Source organism: Streptomyces africanus (genome assembly GCF_030816955.1).
Classification (GTDB): domain Bacteria; phylum Actinomycetota; class Actinomycetes; order Streptomycetales; family Streptomycetaceae; genus Streptomyces; species Streptomyces africanus.
Genome location: NZ_JAUSYP010000001.1, coordinates 2,152,440 through 2,169,160, shown reverse-complemented (window position 1 = coordinate 2,169,160; position 16,721 = coordinate 2,152,440). Strand labels below are relative to the sequence as shown.

Genomic DNA, 16,721 nt, shown 5'->3' with positions numbered 1-16,721 from the left:
GTTCGTTTCCGGGGTGTGAGCGAGAAGAACCGTGAGGGAAAGCGCACCGCCCGGGAGAAGCTGGCGGTGGAGCGCGAGAAGCAGAAGGCCTCGGAGAAGCGCCGGCGCGCGCTGATCGTGGGCGGTGCCGTCGTGGCCGTCCTGGGACTCGCGGCGGTGATCGGCGTCGTCGCCGCCAACGCCGGGAAGGACGACGACAGCGAGGCGGCGGGCCCGGTCGTGGCGCCCTCGGGAGCCCAGGGCAAGGACGGCCTGGCCATCCCGGTCGGCAAGGACAGCGCCAAGTCCACGCTCACGGTGTGGGAGGACTTCCGCTGCCCGGCCTGCAGATCCTTCGAGACGGCGTACCGGCCGGTGATCCACGAGCTGACGAACGCCGGACAGCTGAAGGCCGAGTACCACCTGGTCACCCTGATCGACGGCAACATGCGCGGCACCGGCTCCCGCAACGCGGCCAACGCCGCGGCCTGCGCCCAGGACGCCGGGAAGTTCCCCGCGTACCACGACGTGCTCTTCGACAACCAGCCCCCGGAGGTCGACGACGCCTACGCCAAGAACGCCAAGCTGATCGAGCTGGCCGGCAAGGTCGACGGTCTGGACACCCCCGCCTTCCGCAAGTGCGTCGAGGACGGCACGCACAACGCCTGGGTCGCCAAGTCCCACCAGGCGTTCAACAAGGGCGGCTTCTCGGGCACGCCGACCGTCCTGTTCGACGGCAAGAACATCTACCAGGACCGGACGATGACCCCGGCGAAGCTCAAGCAGATGGTGCAGGAGCAGAACAAGGGGTGAAGGCTCTTCTCACGTGCCCGTTATGGACCCGTAGCCGGGCTGCCTGCCGCGGCCCGGGTCCGGCACGGTAGCGTCGACCTTGCCATGGAACTTGCCTTCATTCCCAGCCCGTCACGCGGGGTGCTGTACCTCGGCCCCATTCCGCTGCGCGGCTACGCGTTCTGCATCATCATCGGCGTCTTCGTTGCCGTCTGGCTCGGCAACAAGCGCTGGATCGCCCGGGGCGGGCGGGCCGGCACGGTGGCCGACATCGCCGTCTGGGCCGTGCCCTTCGGCCTCGTGGGCGGCCGGCTCTACCACGTGATCACGGACTACGAGCTGTACTTCAGCGAGGGCCGTGACTGGGTGGACGCCTTCAAGATCTGGGAGGGCGGCCTCGGCATCTGGGGCGCGATCGCGCTGGGCGGGCTGGGTGCCTGGATCGGCTGCCGGCGCCGTGGCATCCCGATGCCGGCGTACGCCGACGCCGTCGCGCCGGGCATCGCCCTCGCCCAGGCGATCGGCCGCTGGGGCAACTGGTTCAACCAGGAGCTGTACGGCAAGCCCACCGACCTGCCGTGGGCCCTGGAGATCACGTCCTCCGCGGACGGCCGGGTGCCGGGCACGTACCACCCGACGTTCCTGTACGAGTCGCTGTGGTGCATCGGCGTCGCGGTCCTGGTGATCTGGGCGGACCGCCGCTTCCGGCTGGGACACGGCCGGGCGTTCGCGCTCTACGTCGCCGCGTACTGCACGGGCCGGGCGTGGATCGAGTACATGCGGGTCGACGACGCCCACCACATCCTGGGTCTCCGGCTGAACGTCTGGACCGCGTTCCTGGTGTTCCTGCTCGCGGTCACGTACCTCGTGCTGTCGTCGAGGAAGCGGCCGGGCCGTGAGGCCGTGGTGGAGCCGGGCGCGGAGGCCTCCGGAGATGACGCCGACGGCGGCGACGAGTCCGCCGGCGAGGGCAAGGAAGACGAGGCCAAGGCCGACGACGAGACCAAGGCCGACGACGAGGCCAATGACGAGGCCGGGTCGGCGAAGAAGAGCTGACCGTCCGCCGTACGTGACCGAGGGCGCCCGTGGATGCGCGGGCGCCCTCGGTGTTTTCCGGGTCGGGAAACGGATCACCGGCGGCGTGCCAGGGACAGGGTGCGCTGGGCCGCCGTCACCACCGCCGTGTCGATGAAGCGGCCGTCCGGGAGGGCCTGGGCGCCCTGTTCCGCCGTCGCCGCCTTGACGATCGTCTCCGCGTGCTCGATCTCCTCCTCGGTGGGGAGAAAGGCCCGCTCGATGACCGGGAGCTGGCGGGGGTGGATCGCGGCCCGGCCCAGGAAGCCCAGAGCGCGGCCATGGGCGCAGGAGGCGACCAGCCCTTCCAGGTCGCGGACGTCCGGGTGGACCGACTGCGCCGGCGGCGGCAGGCCCGCGGCCCGGGCGGCCACGATCACCCGGGAGCGGGACCAGTCGAGCCCCTCGTCGTCACATCCGCCCAGGTCGGCCCGGAGATCCGCCTCACCGAGCGCGATGCCCCGCAGGGACGGGTGGGCCGTGGCGACGGCGTACGCCTGCTCCACGCCGAGGGCCGTCTCCAGGAGGGCGTACAGGGGCATCCCGGTGGGGACGGCGTGCTGGGCGATCCGGACGACCTCGGCGGGTGAGCCGATCTTGGGGAGCCGCAGGGCGCAGAGGCCCGGAGCGGGGGCGACGGCGGCGAGGTCCTGCCCGGCCCAGGGGCTGTCCAGGGCGTTGACGCGGACGTGGACCGGGACCGGCGGCAGCTCGGTGAGCAGCTCGGCGGTGGCGGCACGGGCGTACTCCTTCCGGTCGGGGGCGACGGCGTCCTCCAGGTCGACGACGACGATGTCGGCGCCGGAGGTGAGGGCCTTGGCGACCACGTGGGGGCGGTCGCCCGGGGCGTAGAGCCAGGTGAGCGGGAACGCCGTCACAGCGCGCCCTCCGCGCGCAGTGCCGTGAGGTCGGCCGGGGACAGGCCCAGTTCGGTGAGGACCTCGTCCGTGTCCGCTCCGTGGGGGCGGCCGGCCCAGCGGATCGCGCCGGGCGTGGCGGAGAGCCGGAAGAGGACGTTCTGCATGCGCAGGGGGCCCAGCTCCGGGTCGTCGACGGTGGTGATGGTGTTCAGGGCCTGGTACTGCGGGTCCGCCATCACGTCCCGGATGTCCTGGACCGGGGCCACGGCCGCCTCTGCCTTCTCGAAGGCGGCCAGGACGTCCGTGCGGGTGCGTGCGGCGATCCAGGAGCCGACCGCCTCGTCCAGGACGTCGGCGTGGCGGGCGCGGTCGGCGCCCGTGGCGAACCACGGCTCGTCGATCAGTTCCGGGCGGCCCACCAGGTGCATCACGCGCTCCGCGACCGACTGGGCCGACGTCGAGACGGCGACCCAGGTGCCGTCCGCGGTGCGGTAGACGCCGCGCGGGGCGTTGTTGGGGGAGCGGTTGCCGGTGCGGGGCTGGACGTGGCCGAGCTGGTCGTACCAGAGGGGCTGAGGGCCGAGGGCGGCCAGGATGGGCTCGATCAGGGCCATGTCGATGACCTGGCCCTCGCCGGTCCTGTCCCGGGCGGCGAGCGCCGTCATCACCGCGTACGCCGTCGTCAGGCCGGCGATGGAGTCGGCCAGGCCGAACGGCGGGAGCGTCGGCGGCGCGTCCGGTTCGCCGGTGATCGCGGCGAAACCGCTCATCGCCTCGGCGAGGGTGCCGAAGCCGGGGCGGTGGGCGTAGGGGCCGAACTGGCCGAAGCCGGTGACGCGGGCCAGGACCAGGCGGGGGTTGGCGGCTGACAGCTCCGGCCAGCCCAGGTCCCATTTCTCCAGGGTGCCGGGGCGGAAGTTCTCGATGATCACGTCGGCGCCGGCGGCGAGGCGCAGGAGGGTGGTGCGGCCGCCGGGCTTCGACAGGTCGAGGGTGATGGTGCGTTTGTTGCGGCCGAGCATCTTCCACCACAGGCCCAGGCCGTCCTTCGACGGGCCGTGGCCGCGGGACGGGTCCGGTTTCGCCGGGTGCTCGACCTTGACGACCTCCGCACCGAAGTCGCCGAGCAGGGTGGCGGCGAGCGGACCGGCGAAGAGGGTGGCGAGGTCCAGGACGCGGAGGCCGGTGAGGGGCGCGGTCATGAGCGGTGGGTCTCCCGGTGGGTGAGATGGGCGAGGGTGTCGAAGCCGATGCCGTTGAAGTCGCCGACGGAGGTGGACAGGCGGTTCTTCAGCGGGGCCGTCCAGCGGTCGGGGAGCGCCGCGGGGTCCCCTGCCAGCAGGCCGGCGATGCTGCCGGCGGTCGCGCCGTTGGAGTCGGTGTCCCAGCCGCCGCTCACGGCGCGGCAGATCGAGCCGGAGAAGTCGCCGTCGGCGTGGGTGAGGGCGGCGGCGACGAGGGCGGTGTTGGGGACGGCGTGCACCCAGTGGTGGGTGGCGGCGTGGGTGGCGTGCAGTTGGTCGACGACCGTGTCGAAGTCGTCGTGTTCCCGGGCCAGTCGGATGGCGTGGTGGACGGCTCGGGCGAGGCGGGAGCGGGGCGGGACGACGGTGAGGCCGGTGCGCAGGCAGGTGTGGACGTCGTGTTCGCCTGTCGCGGCCCGCGCGATGGTGGCCGCCGTGAACATCGCCGCGTAGACGCCGTTGGCGGTGTGGGTGAGGGTGGCGTCGCGGTGAGCCTGTTCCGCGGCGGTGGCCGGGTCGCCGGGGTTGGTCCAGCCGTGCATGTCGGCGCGGATCAGGGCGCCGATCCATTCGCGGAACGGGTTGCGGTGGCGGGCGGTGTGCGGGGGTTCCAGGCCGGTGAGGAGGTTGCGGTAGGCGATGCGTTCGGCGGTGAAGGTGCGGCCGGCGGGGAGTTCGTCGAGCCAGGTGCGGGCCACGTCCGTGGTGGTGAAGGACGTGCCGTGGCGTTGCAGGAGGATGAGGTTGAGGAGGGGGTAGTTGAGGTCGTCGTCCTCGGGCATGCCGTCGATGTTCTCGGCGAGGGAGGTTTGTGCGGAGCGGCGGTTCCAGGGGTGTGCGGCGAGGAGGTCTTGGGGGACGCCTCGGGCTGTGAAGTAGGTGGTGAGGGGCCAGTTGCCGGTGGACTCGGCCAGTTGGCGGATGGCGTCCAGGGGGAGTTTTTCGACTGGTTTGCCCAGGAGGCAGCCGACGGCTCGGCCCAGCCAGGCGGCTTCCAGGTGCTGCGGGGTTGTGGCTGGGGTCGGGGTGGGGTCGCTCGCCGGCGCCGGCGGGGTGCCGCCTGCGCCCACCCGTGCCGCCCCAGCGGCACGACTGCCCGCAGGCTCAGGCAATGACCAAGCCGGGCACAGGGACTTGATCGCTGCCAGGTCCGTCGGCTCGTCGTCCGTCAAAGTGCTCGGCAGGTCCGCCAGTTCGTCCAGGAGGTCTTCTGCCAGTTGGCGGAGGTAGCGGGAGGCGGGGGTGGGGGACGCGCCTGCTGTGAGGGGGGCGTCCGGGCCGCCCGCTGCTCTCCAGCGGGCCGCGATCGCTTTCGGCTCGCGGCCGTCCTGGGTCGCCTGGTGGAGTTCGTGGCCGATCAGGTCCTCCGGCTGGACCCAGGTCAGGCGGAGCATTCCGGGCCTCCGAGGGCTGCGAAGGCCTGTTCGTGGGTGCGGCGGCGGGAGATGTCCCGGGCGAAGATCTCGCGGGTGACGGCCGTGAGGGTCGTGGCCGGTTCCCAGAGGTCCAGGCGGCTGGCCTCCGCGACCGTCTTGGCCCAGTCCTGGGGGACCGGCGAACCGAGGGCGCCCGCCAGGGCTCCGGCCATCGTGGCGATGGAGTCGCAGTCGCGGCCGTAGTTCACGGCGCCCAGGACCGCGTGGCGGTAGTCGCCCCGGGCCACGAGCAACAGGCCCAGGGCCACGGGGAGTTCCTCGATCGCGTGGAGGCGGGAGGGGCGGCGGGCGCCGAGGGAAGGGGCGCGGTAGTCCGGGCCGACCGTGTCGTAGGGGGCGACCGCCTCGCGCAGGGGGACCAGGGCCGACTCGAAGTCCGTGTGGCGGGAGGCCTCCTCGCAGACCCGTTCGATCGCGGTGCGCGTGCCGTCCTTCGCCAGGGACAGGCAGGCCGAGACGACCGAGTCCGGGGTGGCTCCCGGGCTGCACGCCGCCGCGACCGCCGCCGCCAGGACGCCCGCCGCCTCACGGCCGTACGACGACTGGTGCGCGCCGGCGATGTCGAGGGCCTCGGCGTAGGCCGCCCGCGGGTCGGCCGCGTTGACCAGGCCGACCGGGGACATGTACATCGCCGCACCGCAGTTGACGATGTTGCCGGTGCCGGCCTCGCGCGGGTCGGCGTGGCCGTAGTGGATCCTCGTCACCAGCCACTTCTCCGCCAGGAAGACGCGGTGCAGGGGGAGTGCCTCGGTTTCCAGCTCCGGGATCCAGCGGGGCTCGGTCATCAGGTCGGGGACGAGGTGGTCGGCGATCGCATAGGCGTCGAGGTGGTCGCGGACCCGGGCGTAGACGCGGATCAGGGCGTGCGTCATCAAGGTGTCGTCGGTGACGTGGCCGTCGCCCTTGTGGTACGGGGCGAGGGGGCGGGCGGTGCGCCAGTCGTCGCCGTGCCAGGGGCCGACGATGCCGTGGACGCGGCCGCCGTGGCGTTCCAGGATCTGCTCGGGCGAGTAGCCCTCGACGGGGCCGCCGAGGGCGTCGCCGACGGCGGCACCGACCAGGGCGCCGGTGATCCGCTCGCCCAGTGTGGCGTTTTGGTGTGGTTTGGGCTGCATGGCCGCATCATCCACCGGGGCGGGCCGGTTGTGCGGCTTCCAGGAGTTCGGCGAGTTCCACGAGGTCCGTGCCGGTGAGGCGGGGCAGCACGCAGCCGGAGAGGGCGCGGCAGGTCTCCCGCCAGGAGGCCGGGATCGAGGCGCCGCCGCCGAGTGCGCCGGTGAGGGCGCCCGCCAGGGCCGGGGCGGAGTCCGCGACGCGGGACAGGCAGGCCGCGGCCGGTACCGCCTCCGCGATACGGCCGCGGGCCGCTGTGGCCAGGGCGAGGGCGACCGGGACCGTTTCGGCGGCGGCGATGCCGTAGCTGTAGACGTGGTCGACGATCTGGTGTTCCAGGGGCGGGACCAGGGCGAAGGCGCTGTCCGCGTCGGCCGCGAGGTGCAGCGCGTGCCGGGCGTTGCGGCCGATCTCCGTCTCCTCGGGCAGTTCCGCGAGCGCGGCGGTGACGCAGGCGTGGACGTCCGCGCCTGCCAGGGCCAGGGCGAGGGCCGCCGCCATCGCGCGGGCGCCGTGCACGCCGTCGCCGTCCTGGGTGTACCGGGCGTCGAACTCGGCGAGGTCGGCGGCGCGCCGGGGGTCGCCCGGGTGGGCCACGGCCAGGACGCAGGCCCGTACGCAGGCGGCGTCGTCGAAGTAGTGGGGGTTGTCGTGGCCGGTGGCGGGCGGGCGCAGGCCGGTGGCGAGGTTGCCGAGGCCGGCGCGGACGGAGATGCGGGCGCGCAGGGGGAGGACGGCGGATTCGATCTCGGGCGCGCGGTCCGCTGCGGCGGCCACCTCGCTTGCGATGGCGTTCCAGGTCAGGTCGATCGCGGCGCGGATGCGGCGTTCTCGGCTGAGGTCGTTCAGGACGGTGTCGTCGCCCGCGCGGAGGAGGGCTTCGGCGGCGAAGGCTGCCCATTCGGCGTCGTCCGAGGGGCCCAGGCGGAGGGGCTCCGGGGGCTGATTCAGGGCGATGGGGACGGGGAGGGTGGTCGTGGCGTTGTGTTCGGCGAAGGTGTCCAGTTCGCGGGTGAGGCGGCGGGTCCAGTCGGGCATGCGGGCGGCTCTGTGGCGGGCGGCGGGCCAGCCGGCGGCGTCGCCCGCGGCCAGTCCGAGCAGGAGGCCTTCGGCCTTCTTGTCTGCCACCCGCTCACCGCCCGTAACTGTCACCCGAGGGGCCTTGGTCTCCCGTGGGGCGTCTTCGCCGTCGGCGGCTGCGGGTGGTCCCTCCGGGGCCGCGGCGCCGGCCGCTCCCGCCGGATCGTGCGGCGTCATGCGGGGGCCTCCGTTCCGTCGCCCGCCAGGACGAAGTCCGTCGGCCCGGGCTCGTCGCCGTGTGCCGCGGCCCAGGGCGCCAGCAGGTCCGCCACGTCCAGGACGTGGTAGCCCGCCATCGCCGGCAGGCACCGGCCGCGGACCGGGCCGATGGGGGTCGTCCAGGCCTCCGGGATCGCCGAGACGCCCCGGGTCGCACCCGCCAGCGCGCCCGCCACCGCGGCCGTCGTGTCCGCGTCGCGGCCCATGTTGACCGCCGTCAGGACGGACTGCTCGAAGTCGCCGTCGGCCGCCGCGTACGCGCCGAAGGCGAGGGCGACCGCCTCGGGGGCCAGGTCGGTCCACGGGTAGCCGCCGATGACGACCGCGGAGCGGACCGCGCGTTCGCCGCGGTGGGCCACCGCCACCGCGCGGCGCAGGCAGCGGGCCGTCCACGAGTCGTCGGGCACGACGGCGAGGGCGGCGGCCACGACCGCGATCGGCTGGGCGCCCGCCATCGCCGCCGCCACGCCCGCCGCCACCGCCTGGCCGCCGTAGATGCCCTCGCCGTCATGGCTCACCGAGCCGTCGATCGCCACCAGCCGTGCCGCCTCCGCCGGGCGGCCCGGCGCGAACACCCCGAAGGGCGCCGCGCGCATGGCCAGACCGTCGCTCCAGGCGTGCCGGTGCTGGGCGGAGATGGGGGCGGCCAGGCCCCGCCGGAGGTTCTCCAGCGTGCCGCGTTCGCTGAAACCGGCACCCCGGAAGGGGCCCTCCTCCCGGTCGGCGATCCACTCGTGCCAGGCCGCCTCCACATGCGCGGGGGTCAGTGCCGAGCCGTGCCGGGCCAGGAGGAGGCCCGAGAAGATCGCGTACTCGGTGTCGTCCGTGCCGGCGGGGTGCTCGGTGACGTAGCCGGTGATACGGCCCCACCGCGCGCGGATCTCGGAGGGCTTCAGGTTCTCGGCCGGGGCCCCGAGCGCGTCACCGACGGCCAGGCCCAGCAGGGCGCCGCGGGCCCGTGCGCGGAGTTCGGTGGCGTCCCCGGGCGCCGGTACGGAGGGGATGCAGGCGATCGATGCCATAGGGAAGGTGTCCCACTGCGGCGACCGCCCCGAGCCTCGGGAGCCACAGCATCACCCGGTCGACATCTGTGCAAGATCGTCATCAAGTGAGCACCGAAGGGCAAAACCGCAGGTTAGCGCAGCCTTTCCTTGCTGGCGGCGCCGGAATCCACGGCGTACTTTGTGTGTTGTAAAAATCTGGAACTCGTCCAGAGAAGCTGGTTCGGCAAGGGGATCGGGGATATTTCATGGCCATCATCGAGACCGAGGCGGCGCTGCACGAGGCGCACCGGGACAACCACACCCACCGGGACGTCAACGGCGGCTGGCTGCGTCCCGCGGTGTTCGGTGCGATGGACGGCCTCGTCTCCAACCTGGCCCTGATGACCGGTGTCGCGGGCGGCTCGGTCAGCCAGCACACCGTCGTCCTCACCGGACTCGCGGGCCTGGCCGCCGGCGCCTTCTCCATGGCCGCCGGCGAGTACACCTCCGTCGCCTCGCAGCGCGAGCTCGTCGAGGCCGAGCTGGACGTGGAGCGGCGCGAGCTGCGCAAGCACCCGAAGGACGAGGAGGCCGAGCTCGCCGCGCTCTACCGGGCGCGCGGAGTCGAGGCGCGGCTGGCCGACGAGGTCGCCCGGCAGCTGTCGAAGGACCCCGAGCAGGCGCTGGAGATCCACGCCCGGGAGGAGCTGGGCATCGACCCCGGCGATCTGCCCTCGCCCACCGTGGCCGCGGTGTCGAGCTTCGGTTCCTTCGCGCTGGGCGCGCTGATCCCCGTCCTGCCGTATCTGCTGGGTGCGGGCAGCCTCTGGCCGGCCGTGCTGCTGGCGCTGCTCGGGCTCTTCCTGTGCGGCGCGGTGGTGGCCCGGGTGACGGCTCGCACCTGGTGGTACAGCGGGCTGCGGCAGTTGTTCCTGGGAGGCGCGGCGGCCGGTGTGACGTACGCCCTGGGCAGCTTGTTCGGAACGGCCGTAGGATAGCTCGGCTCGGACTTATGCGAGGGACCGTATAAGTAGCCGTTACTTGCTGGTTTCGAACGCGCAATCACCGGGCATGAGCCGTAAGCGCTGCGGGCAACGAGGCCCGTGGCCGCGCTCAGCGGGGTGGGTGAAGACGCCCGTCCCGCCCCCGGGCCCGACGGGCATCGATCTCACCCGGTCGTTCCGTACTGGCCCCCCATAGCTTCCGCCGTCGGTGCGGTACCCCCGCCGCGAGCCGCCGGTGTCCGCATGTTGGAACGGATTATCCCGGTTCCCGAGAACCGCTCCATCATGTAACCTGCACGAAATTTTGCGATCACGCGAGGGCCAACGTCGTCCCTCGGCACTTGCATATGCCACATGACGACGACGGGAGAGCCGATGCGTACGCCGCGCCAGCCGTCCCAGCATTCCGCGAATGGCCAGAACTGGTCCTTCATGGATGCTCGCCCTGCTGCGCAGGGTATGTACGACCCCCGCAACGAGCACGACGCCTGTGGCGTCGGCTTCGTCGCCACCCTTACCGGCGAGGCGTCCCACACCCTGGTCGAGCAGGCCCTGACCGTCCTGCGCAACCTCGAACACCGCGGTGCCACCGGCTCCGAGCCCGACTCCGGCGACGGCGCCGGCATCCTGTCGCAGGTCCCGGACGCCTTCTTCCGTGACGTGGCCGGATTCGAACTGCCCGCGGCCGGTGCCTACGCCGTCGGCACCGCCTTCCTGCCGGAGGACTCCGTCGCCGACGCCGTCTCGCAGATCGAGACGATCGCGGCCGAAGAGGGCCTGACCGTCCTCGGCTGGCGCGAGGTGCCGGTCGCCCCCCAGCTGCTGGGTGCCACCGCCCGGTCGACCATGCCGGTCTTCCGCCAGATCTTCGTCAGCGACGGCGTCTCGGAGGGCATCGCCCTCGACCGCAAGGCCTTCGTGCTGCGCAAGCGCGCCGAGCGCGAGGCCGGCGTGTACTTCCCGTCGCTGTCCGCGCGGACCATCGTCTACAAGGGCATGCTGACCACCGGCCAGCTGGAGCCCTTCTTCCCGGACCTGTCCGACCGCCGGTTCGCCTCCGCGATCGCGCTCGTGCACTCCCGGTTCTCGACCAACACGTTCCCGTCGTGGCCGCTGGCCCACCCGTACCGCTTCGTCGCGCACAACGGTGAGATCAACACCGTCAAGGGCAACCGCAACTGGATGGTGGCCCGTGAGTCGCAGCTCGTCTCGGACCTGTTCGGTTCCGACGACAAGGCCATAGAGCGGATCTTCCCGGTCTGTACGCCGGACGCCTCCGACTCCGCCTCCTTCGACGAGGTCCTCGAACTCCTGCACCTGGGCGGCCGTTCCCTGCCGCACTCCGTGCTGATGATGATCCCGGAGGCGTGGGAGAACCACGACTCCATGGACCCGACGCGGCGCGCCTTCTACCAGTTCCACTCCAACCTGATGGAGCCCTGGGACGGCCCGGCCTGCGTCACCTTCACCGACGGCACCCAGGTCGGCGCCGTGCTCGACCGCAACGGCCTGCGCCCCGGCCGCTACTGGGTCACCGACGACGGCCTCGTCGTCCTCGGCTCCGAGGTCGGCGTCCTCGACATCGACCCGTCCAAGGTCGTCCGCAAGGGCCGCCTGCAGCCCGGCCGCATGTTCCTCGTCGACACCGCCGAGCACCGCATCATCGAGGACGACGAGATCAAGGCCCAGCTCGCCGCCGAGCAGCCGTACGCGGAGTGGCTGGAGGCCGGTGAGATCGAGCTCTCCGACCTGCCCGAGCGCGAGCACATCGTCCACACTCACGCCTCGGTCACCCGCCGCCAGCAGACCTTCGGCTACACCGAGGAGGAACTGCGCGTTCTCCTCGCGCCGATGGCCAAGGCCGGTGCCGAGCCCATCGGCTCGATGGGCACCGACTCGCCGATCGCCGCGCTGTCGGACCGCCCGCGCCTGCTCTTCGACTACTTCACCCAGCTGTTCGCGCAGGTCACCAACCCGCCGCTGGACGCCATCCGCGAGGAGCTCGTCACCTCGCTGCGCTCCTCGCTGGGCCCGCAGGGCAACCTGCTCGACCCGAGCGCGGCCTCCTGCCGCAGCGTCGTGCTGCCCTTCCCGGTGATCGACAACGACGAGCTGGCCAAGCTCATCCACATCAACGCCGACGGCGACATGCCCGGCTTCAAGGCCGCGACCCTGTCCGGCCTGTACCGGGTGCACGGCGGCGGCGAGGCCCTCGCCGCGCGGATCGACGAGATGTGCGCCGAGGCCGACGCCGCGATCGAGAACGGCGCCCGCCTGATCGTCCTGTCGGACCGCCACTCGGACGCCGAGCACGCGCCGATCCCCTCGCTGCTGCTCACCGCGGCCGTCCACCACCACCTCATCCGCACCAAGCAGCGCACCCAGGTGGGCCTGCTGGTCGAGGCCGGTGACGTCCGCGAGGTCCACCACGTCGCCCTGCTCATCGGCTACGGCGCCGCCGCCGTCAACCCGTACCTGGCGATGGAGTCCGTCGAGGACCTGGTCCGCGCCGGCACCTTCCTGCCCGGCATCGAGTCCGAGAAGGCCATCCGCAACCTCATCTACGCCCTGGGCAAGGGCGTGCTGAAGGTCATGTCCAAGATGGGCATCTCGACCGTCGCCTCCTACCGCGGCGCCCAGGTCTTCGAGGCGGTCGGTCTCGACGAGACCTTCGTCGAGAAGTACTTCAACGGCACGGCCACCAAGATCGGCGGCGTCGGCATCGACGTCATCGCCAAGGAGGTCGCCGCCCGGCACGCCAAGGCCTACCCGGCCTCCGGCATCGCCCCGGCGCACCGCGCCCTCGACATAGGCGGCGAGTACCAGTGGCGCCGCGAGGGCGAGCCGCACCTGTTCGACCCGGAGACGGTCTTCCGCCTCCAGCACTCCACGCGCTCCGGCCGCTACGACATCTTCAAGAAGTACACCGAGCGGGTGAACGAGCAGTCCGAGCGGCTGATGACGCTGCGCGGCCTGTTCGGCTTCAAGTCCGACCGGAAGCCGATCCCGATCGACGAGGTCGAGCCGGTCTCCGAGATCGTCAAGCGGTTCTCGACGGGCGCCATGTCGTACGGCTCCATCTCCCAGGAGGCGCACGAGACCCTCGCCATCGCCATGAACCAGCTGGGCGGCAAGTCCAACACCGGTGAGGGCGGCGAGGACCCGGAGCGCCTGTACGACCCGGCCCGCCGGTCGTCCATCAAGCAGGTCGCCTCCGGCCGCTTCGGTGTGACCTCCGAGTACCTGGTCAACTCCGACGACATCCAGATCAAGATGGCCCAGGGCGCCAAGCCCGGCGAGGGCGGCCAGCTGCCCGGCCACAAGGTCTACCCGTGGGTCGCCAAGACGCGGCACTCGACGCCGGGCGTCGGCCTCATCTCGCCGCCCCCGCACCACGACATCTACTCCATCGAGGACCTGGCCCAGCTGATCCACGACCTGAAGAACGCGAACCCGCAGGCGCGGATTCACGTCAAGCTGGTCTCGGAGGTCGGTGTCGGCACGGTCGCCGCGGGTGTGTCGAAGGCGCACGCGGACGTCGTCCTCATCTCCGGCCACGACGGCGGCACCGGCGCCTCGCCGCTCACCTCGCTGAAGCACGCCGGCGGCCCCTGGGAGCTCGGCCTCGCCGAGACCCAGCAGACGCTGCTGCTCAACGGCCTGCGCGACCGCATCGTCGTGCAGACCGACGGCCAGCTCAAGACCGGCCGCGACGTGGTCATCGCCGCGCTGCTCGGCGCCGAGGAGTTCGGTTTCGCGACCGCGCCGCTCGTCGTCTCCGGCTGCGTCATGATGCGCGTCTGCCACCTGGACACCTGCCCGGTCGGCATCGCCACGCAGAACCCGGTGCTGCGCGACCGGTACAACGGCAAGGCCGAGTACGTCGTGAACTTCTTCCGGTACATCGCCGAAGAGGTCCGCGAGATCCTCGCCGAGCTGGGCTTCCGCTCCATCGAGGAGGCCGTCGGCCACGCCGAGACCCTCGACGTCACGCGGGCCGTGGACCACTGGAAGGCGCAGGGACTGGACCTGGCACCGCTGTTCCACGTGCCCGAGCTGCCCGAGGGCGCGGTCCGCCACCGGCTGATCGCCCAGGACCACGGTCTGGAGAAGGCGCTCGACAACCAGCTCATCAAGCTCGCCGCTGACGCCCTGTCCGCCTCGGACGCCACCGAGGCCCAGCCGGTCCGCGCGCAGGTGCAGATCCGCAACATCAACCGCACGGTCGGCACCATGCTCGGCCACGAGGTGACGAAGAAGTTCGGTGGCGCGGGCCTGCCCGACGACACCATCGACATCACCTTCACCGGCTCCGCCGGCCAGTCCTTCGGCGCCTTCGTGCCGCGCGGTGTCACGCTGCGCCTGGAGGGCGACGCCAACGACTACGTCGGCAAGGGCCTGTCGGGCGGCCGGATCGTGGTCCGCCCGGACCGCGCGGCCGACCACCTCGCCGAGTACAGCGTCATCGCCGGCAACACCATCGGCTACGGCGCGACCGGCGGCGAGATGTTCCTGCGCGGCAAGGTCGGCGAGCGGTTCTGCGTCCGCAACTCCGGCGCGACGGTCGTCTCCGAGGGCGTGGGCGACCACGGCTGCGAGTACATGACCGGCGGTCACGCGGTGGTGCTCGGCGAGACGGGCCGCAACTTCGCGGCCGGTATGTCCGGCGGTATCGCGTACGTCATCGACCTGGACTGCGACAACGTCAACGTCGGCAACCTGGACGCGGTCGAGGCGCTGGACGACACCGACAAGCAGTGGCTGCACGACGTGGTCCGCCGCCACCAGGAGGAGACGGGCTCCACCGTCGCCGAGAAGCTCCTGGCCGAGTGGGACACCGCCGTCGAGCGCTTCAGCAAGATCATCCCCAGCACGTACAAGGCAGTGCTCGCCGCCAAGGACGCCGCCGAGCGAGCCGGTCTCTCCGAGACCGAGACCCACGAGAAGATGATGGAGGCGGCGATCAATGGCTGACCCGAAGGGCTTCCTGAACCACGGGCGCGAGGTCGCCAAGTCCCGCCCCGTCGAGGAGCGCGTCAGGGACTGGAACGAGGTCTACGTCCCCGGCTCCCTGCTGCCCATCATCAGCAAGCAGGCCAGCCGGTGCATGGACTGCGGCATCCCGTTCTGCCACAACGGCTGCCCGCTCGGGAACCTCATCCCCGAGTGGAACGACTACGCCTACCGCGAGGACTGGGCCGCCGCCTCCGAGCGGCTGCACGCGACGAACAACTTCCCGGAGTTCACGGGCCGGCTGTGCCCCGCTCCCTGTGAGTCGGCGTGTGTGCTCGGCATCAACCAGCCGCCGGTCACCATCAAGAACGTCGAGGTCTCGATCATCGACAAGGCGTGGGAGACCGGGGACGTCGCCCCGCAGATCCCGGAGCGCCTGTCCGGCAAGACCGTCGCGGTCATCGGCTCAGGCCCGGCGGGGCTCGCCGCCGCCCAGCAGCTGACGCGGGCCGGCCACACGGTCGCCGTCTACGAGCGCGCGGACCGCATCGGAGGCCTCCTGCGGTACGGCATCCCCGAGTTCAAGATGGAGAAGCGGCACATCAACCGCCGCATCGAGCAGATGCGCGCGGAGGGCACCCGCTTCCGCACCGGCATCGAGATCGGCCGCGACCTGAAGGCGACGGACCTGAAGAAGCGGTACGACGCGGTCGTCCTTGCCGTCGGCGCCACCACGGCCCGTGACCTGTCGGTGCCCGGCCGCGAACTCAAGGGCGTCTACCAGGCCATGGAGTACCTGCCGCTGGCCAACAAGGTGCAGGAGGGCGACTACGTGGCGCCCCCGATCTCGGCCGAGGGCAAGCACGTCGTGGTCATCGGCGGCGGCGACACCGGCGCCGACTGCGTCGGTACGGCCCACCGCCAGGGCGCGGCCTCCGTCACGCAGCTGGAGATCATGCCCCGCCCGAACGACGAGCGGCACCCGACGAACCAGCCCTGGCCGACCTTCCCGATGCTCTACAAGGTCACCTCGGCCCACGAGGAGGGCGGCGAGCGCGTCTACTCGGTCTCGACGACCCACTTCGAGGGCGACGAGGACGGCAACGTGCAGTGGCTGCACCTCACCGAGGTGGAGTTCATCGACGGCCGGCTGACCCCGAAGCCGGGCACCGAGCGCAAGATCCCCGCCCAGCTGGTCACCCTTGCCATGGGCTTCACCGGCACCGACCGCGAGAACGGCCTGGTCGAGCAGTTCGGCCTGGAGCTCGACGAGCGCGGCAACATCGCCCGCGACGAGGACTACCAGACCAACGTGCCGGGCGTGTTCGTCGCCGGTGACGCGGGCCGCGGCCAGTCGCTCATCGTGTGGGCGATCGCCGAGGGCCGCTCGGCGGCGCGCGGGGTGGACCGCCACCTCACGGGCGCCAGCGAGCTGCCGGCACCGATCCGCCCGACGGATCGCGCGCTGATGGTCTGACGGAGCCCATGAGACAAGTGACCTGACGGTCACCCATACGTCCCGTACAAAGGCGTGCGGAACACTGACGGCGCCTGCCCCACAGTCCCCGACCGGACGAACGGGCAGGCGCTGTCGCCTTTCCCCGCTACTTTCGCCGGGCGCGACCCACGTGACGATCACCGCGGCGGCGACGCACAGGACACCGGCCAGGGCGAGCCAGCGCGCGCACTCCACCAGCAGCCAGACGGTCTTCGTCCGCTTCTTCTCGTACCGCAGCAGCCTGCCCGCCTCCAGCAGGATCTCCTCACCGGGCCGTCCGTGCACGGCCAGAACGCCCAGCCAGGAAGCGGCGATCAGGGCGAGGAACCCGGCGATCAGCAGACCGGTCACCCACCAGCGCGGCGTGTCCGCCAGCTTGCTCAGATCCTCCTGGCCCTTCAGCACGAACACCGCCGCGAGCAGGCCGGTGAGCGAGACGAGGAAATTGCGGTACCCCTCGGCCTGATGCAGCGCCGCCTGCAACTG

Annotated in this window: 12 protein-coding genes; 6 read left to right on the top strand and 6 right to left on the bottom strand. The window is 71.9% G+C overall.

Annotation, left to right across the window (positions count from 1 at the left end; genetic code table 11):
- Nucleotides 1-15 precede the first annotated feature (15 nt).
- The gene (locus QF034_RS10115) at nt 16-792 is read left to right on the top strand and encodes a DsbA family protein (protein WP_307174619.1); all 777 of its coding nucleotides are present in this window, start codon (nt 16-18) and stop codon (nt 790-792) included.
- Between the two features lie 84 nt (nt 793-876).
- Nucleotides 877-1,827 (top strand): prolipoprotein diacylglyceryl transferase, encoded by a 951-nt coding sequence (gene lgt, locus QF034_RS10110; protein WP_307174618.1) that lies wholly within the window; start codon nt 877-879, stop codon nt 1,825-1,827.
- A 74-nt stretch (nt 1,828-1,901) separates the two neighbouring features.
- Here lgt and QF034_RS10105 read toward each other — a convergent pair whose 3' ends face one another.
- From QF034_RS10105 to QF034_RS10080, 6 genes are read right to left on the bottom strand one after another with little or no spacing between them, the layout of a single operon-like run.
- On the bottom strand, nt 1,902-2,723 hold the full coding sequence (locus QF034_RS10105; protein WP_307174617.1) for an HpcH/HpaI aldolase/citrate lyase family protein: 822 nt from the start codon (nt 2,721-2,723) through the stop codon (nt 1,902-1,904).
- Nucleotides 2,720-3,907, bottom strand: coding sequence for a CaiB/BaiF CoA transferase family protein (locus tag QF034_RS10100; protein WP_307174616.1), 1,188 nt, complete (start codon nt 3,905-3,907; stop codon nt 2,720-2,722). The genes QF034_RS10105 and QF034_RS10100 overlap by 4 nt, the downstream gene beginning before the upstream one ends.
- Entirely contained in the window at nt 3,904-5,343 is a 1,440-nt protein-coding gene (locus QF034_RS10095) for an ADP-ribosylglycohydrolase family protein (protein WP_307174615.1), read from the bottom strand. Before QF034_RS10095 ends, QF034_RS10100 begins: the two co-directional genes overlap by 4 nt.
- Nucleotides 5,331-6,500 (bottom strand): ADP-ribosylglycohydrolase family protein, encoded by a 1,170-nt coding sequence (locus QF034_RS10090; protein ID WP_307174614.1) that lies wholly within the window; start codon nt 6,498-6,500, stop codon nt 5,331-5,333. The genes QF034_RS10095 and QF034_RS10090 overlap by 13 nt, the downstream gene beginning before the upstream one ends.
- 7 nt (nt 6,501-6,507) lie before the next feature.
- Nucleotides 6,508-7,755: an ADP-ribosylglycohydrolase family protein gene (locus tag QF034_RS10085; RefSeq protein ID WP_307174613.1), complete on the bottom strand. Its 1,248-nt coding sequence runs from the start codon at nt 7,753-7,755 to the stop codon at nt 6,508-6,510.
- Nucleotides 7,752-8,819: an ADP-ribosylglycohydrolase family protein gene (locus QF034_RS10080; RefSeq protein WP_307174612.1), complete on the bottom strand. Its 1,068-nt coding sequence runs from the start codon at nt 8,817-8,819 to the stop codon at nt 7,752-7,754. Before QF034_RS10080 ends, QF034_RS10085 begins: the two co-directional genes overlap by 4 nt.
- Nucleotides 8,820-9,046: 227 nt before the next feature.
- Here QF034_RS10080 and QF034_RS10075 point away from each other — a divergent pair, with 227 nt between their 5' ends.
- From QF034_RS10075 to QF034_RS10060, 4 genes are all read left to right on the top strand, one after another.
- Nucleotides 9,047-9,778: a VIT1/CCC1 transporter family protein gene (locus tag QF034_RS10075; RefSeq protein ID WP_307174611.1), complete on the top strand. Its 732-nt coding sequence runs from the start codon at nt 9,047-9,049 to the stop codon at nt 9,776-9,778.
- 381 nt (nt 9,779-10,159) lie between these two features.
- Nucleotides 10,160-14,758 carry a glutamate synthase large subunit gene (gene gltB / locus QF034_RS10070; protein ID WP_307179848.1) on the top strand — a complete coding sequence of 1,533 codons (4,599 nt, stop codon included), beginning with the start codon at nt 10,160-10,162 and terminating at the stop codon, nt 14,756-14,758.
- On the top strand, nt 14,751-16,214 hold the full coding sequence (locus tag QF034_RS10065) for a glutamate synthase subunit beta (RefSeq protein ID WP_307174610.1): 1,464 nt from the start codon (nt 14,751-14,753) through the stop codon (nt 16,212-16,214). Before gltB ends, QF034_RS10065 begins: the two co-directional genes overlap by 8 nt.
- A gap of 151 nt (nt 16,215-16,365) precedes the next feature.
- Nucleotides 16,366-16,701 carry a hypothetical protein gene (locus tag QF034_RS10060; protein WP_307174609.1) on the top strand — a complete coding sequence of 112 codons (336 nt, stop codon included), beginning with the start codon at nt 16,366-16,368 and terminating at the stop codon, nt 16,699-16,701.
- Nucleotides 16,702-16,721: the final 20 nt, after the last annotated feature.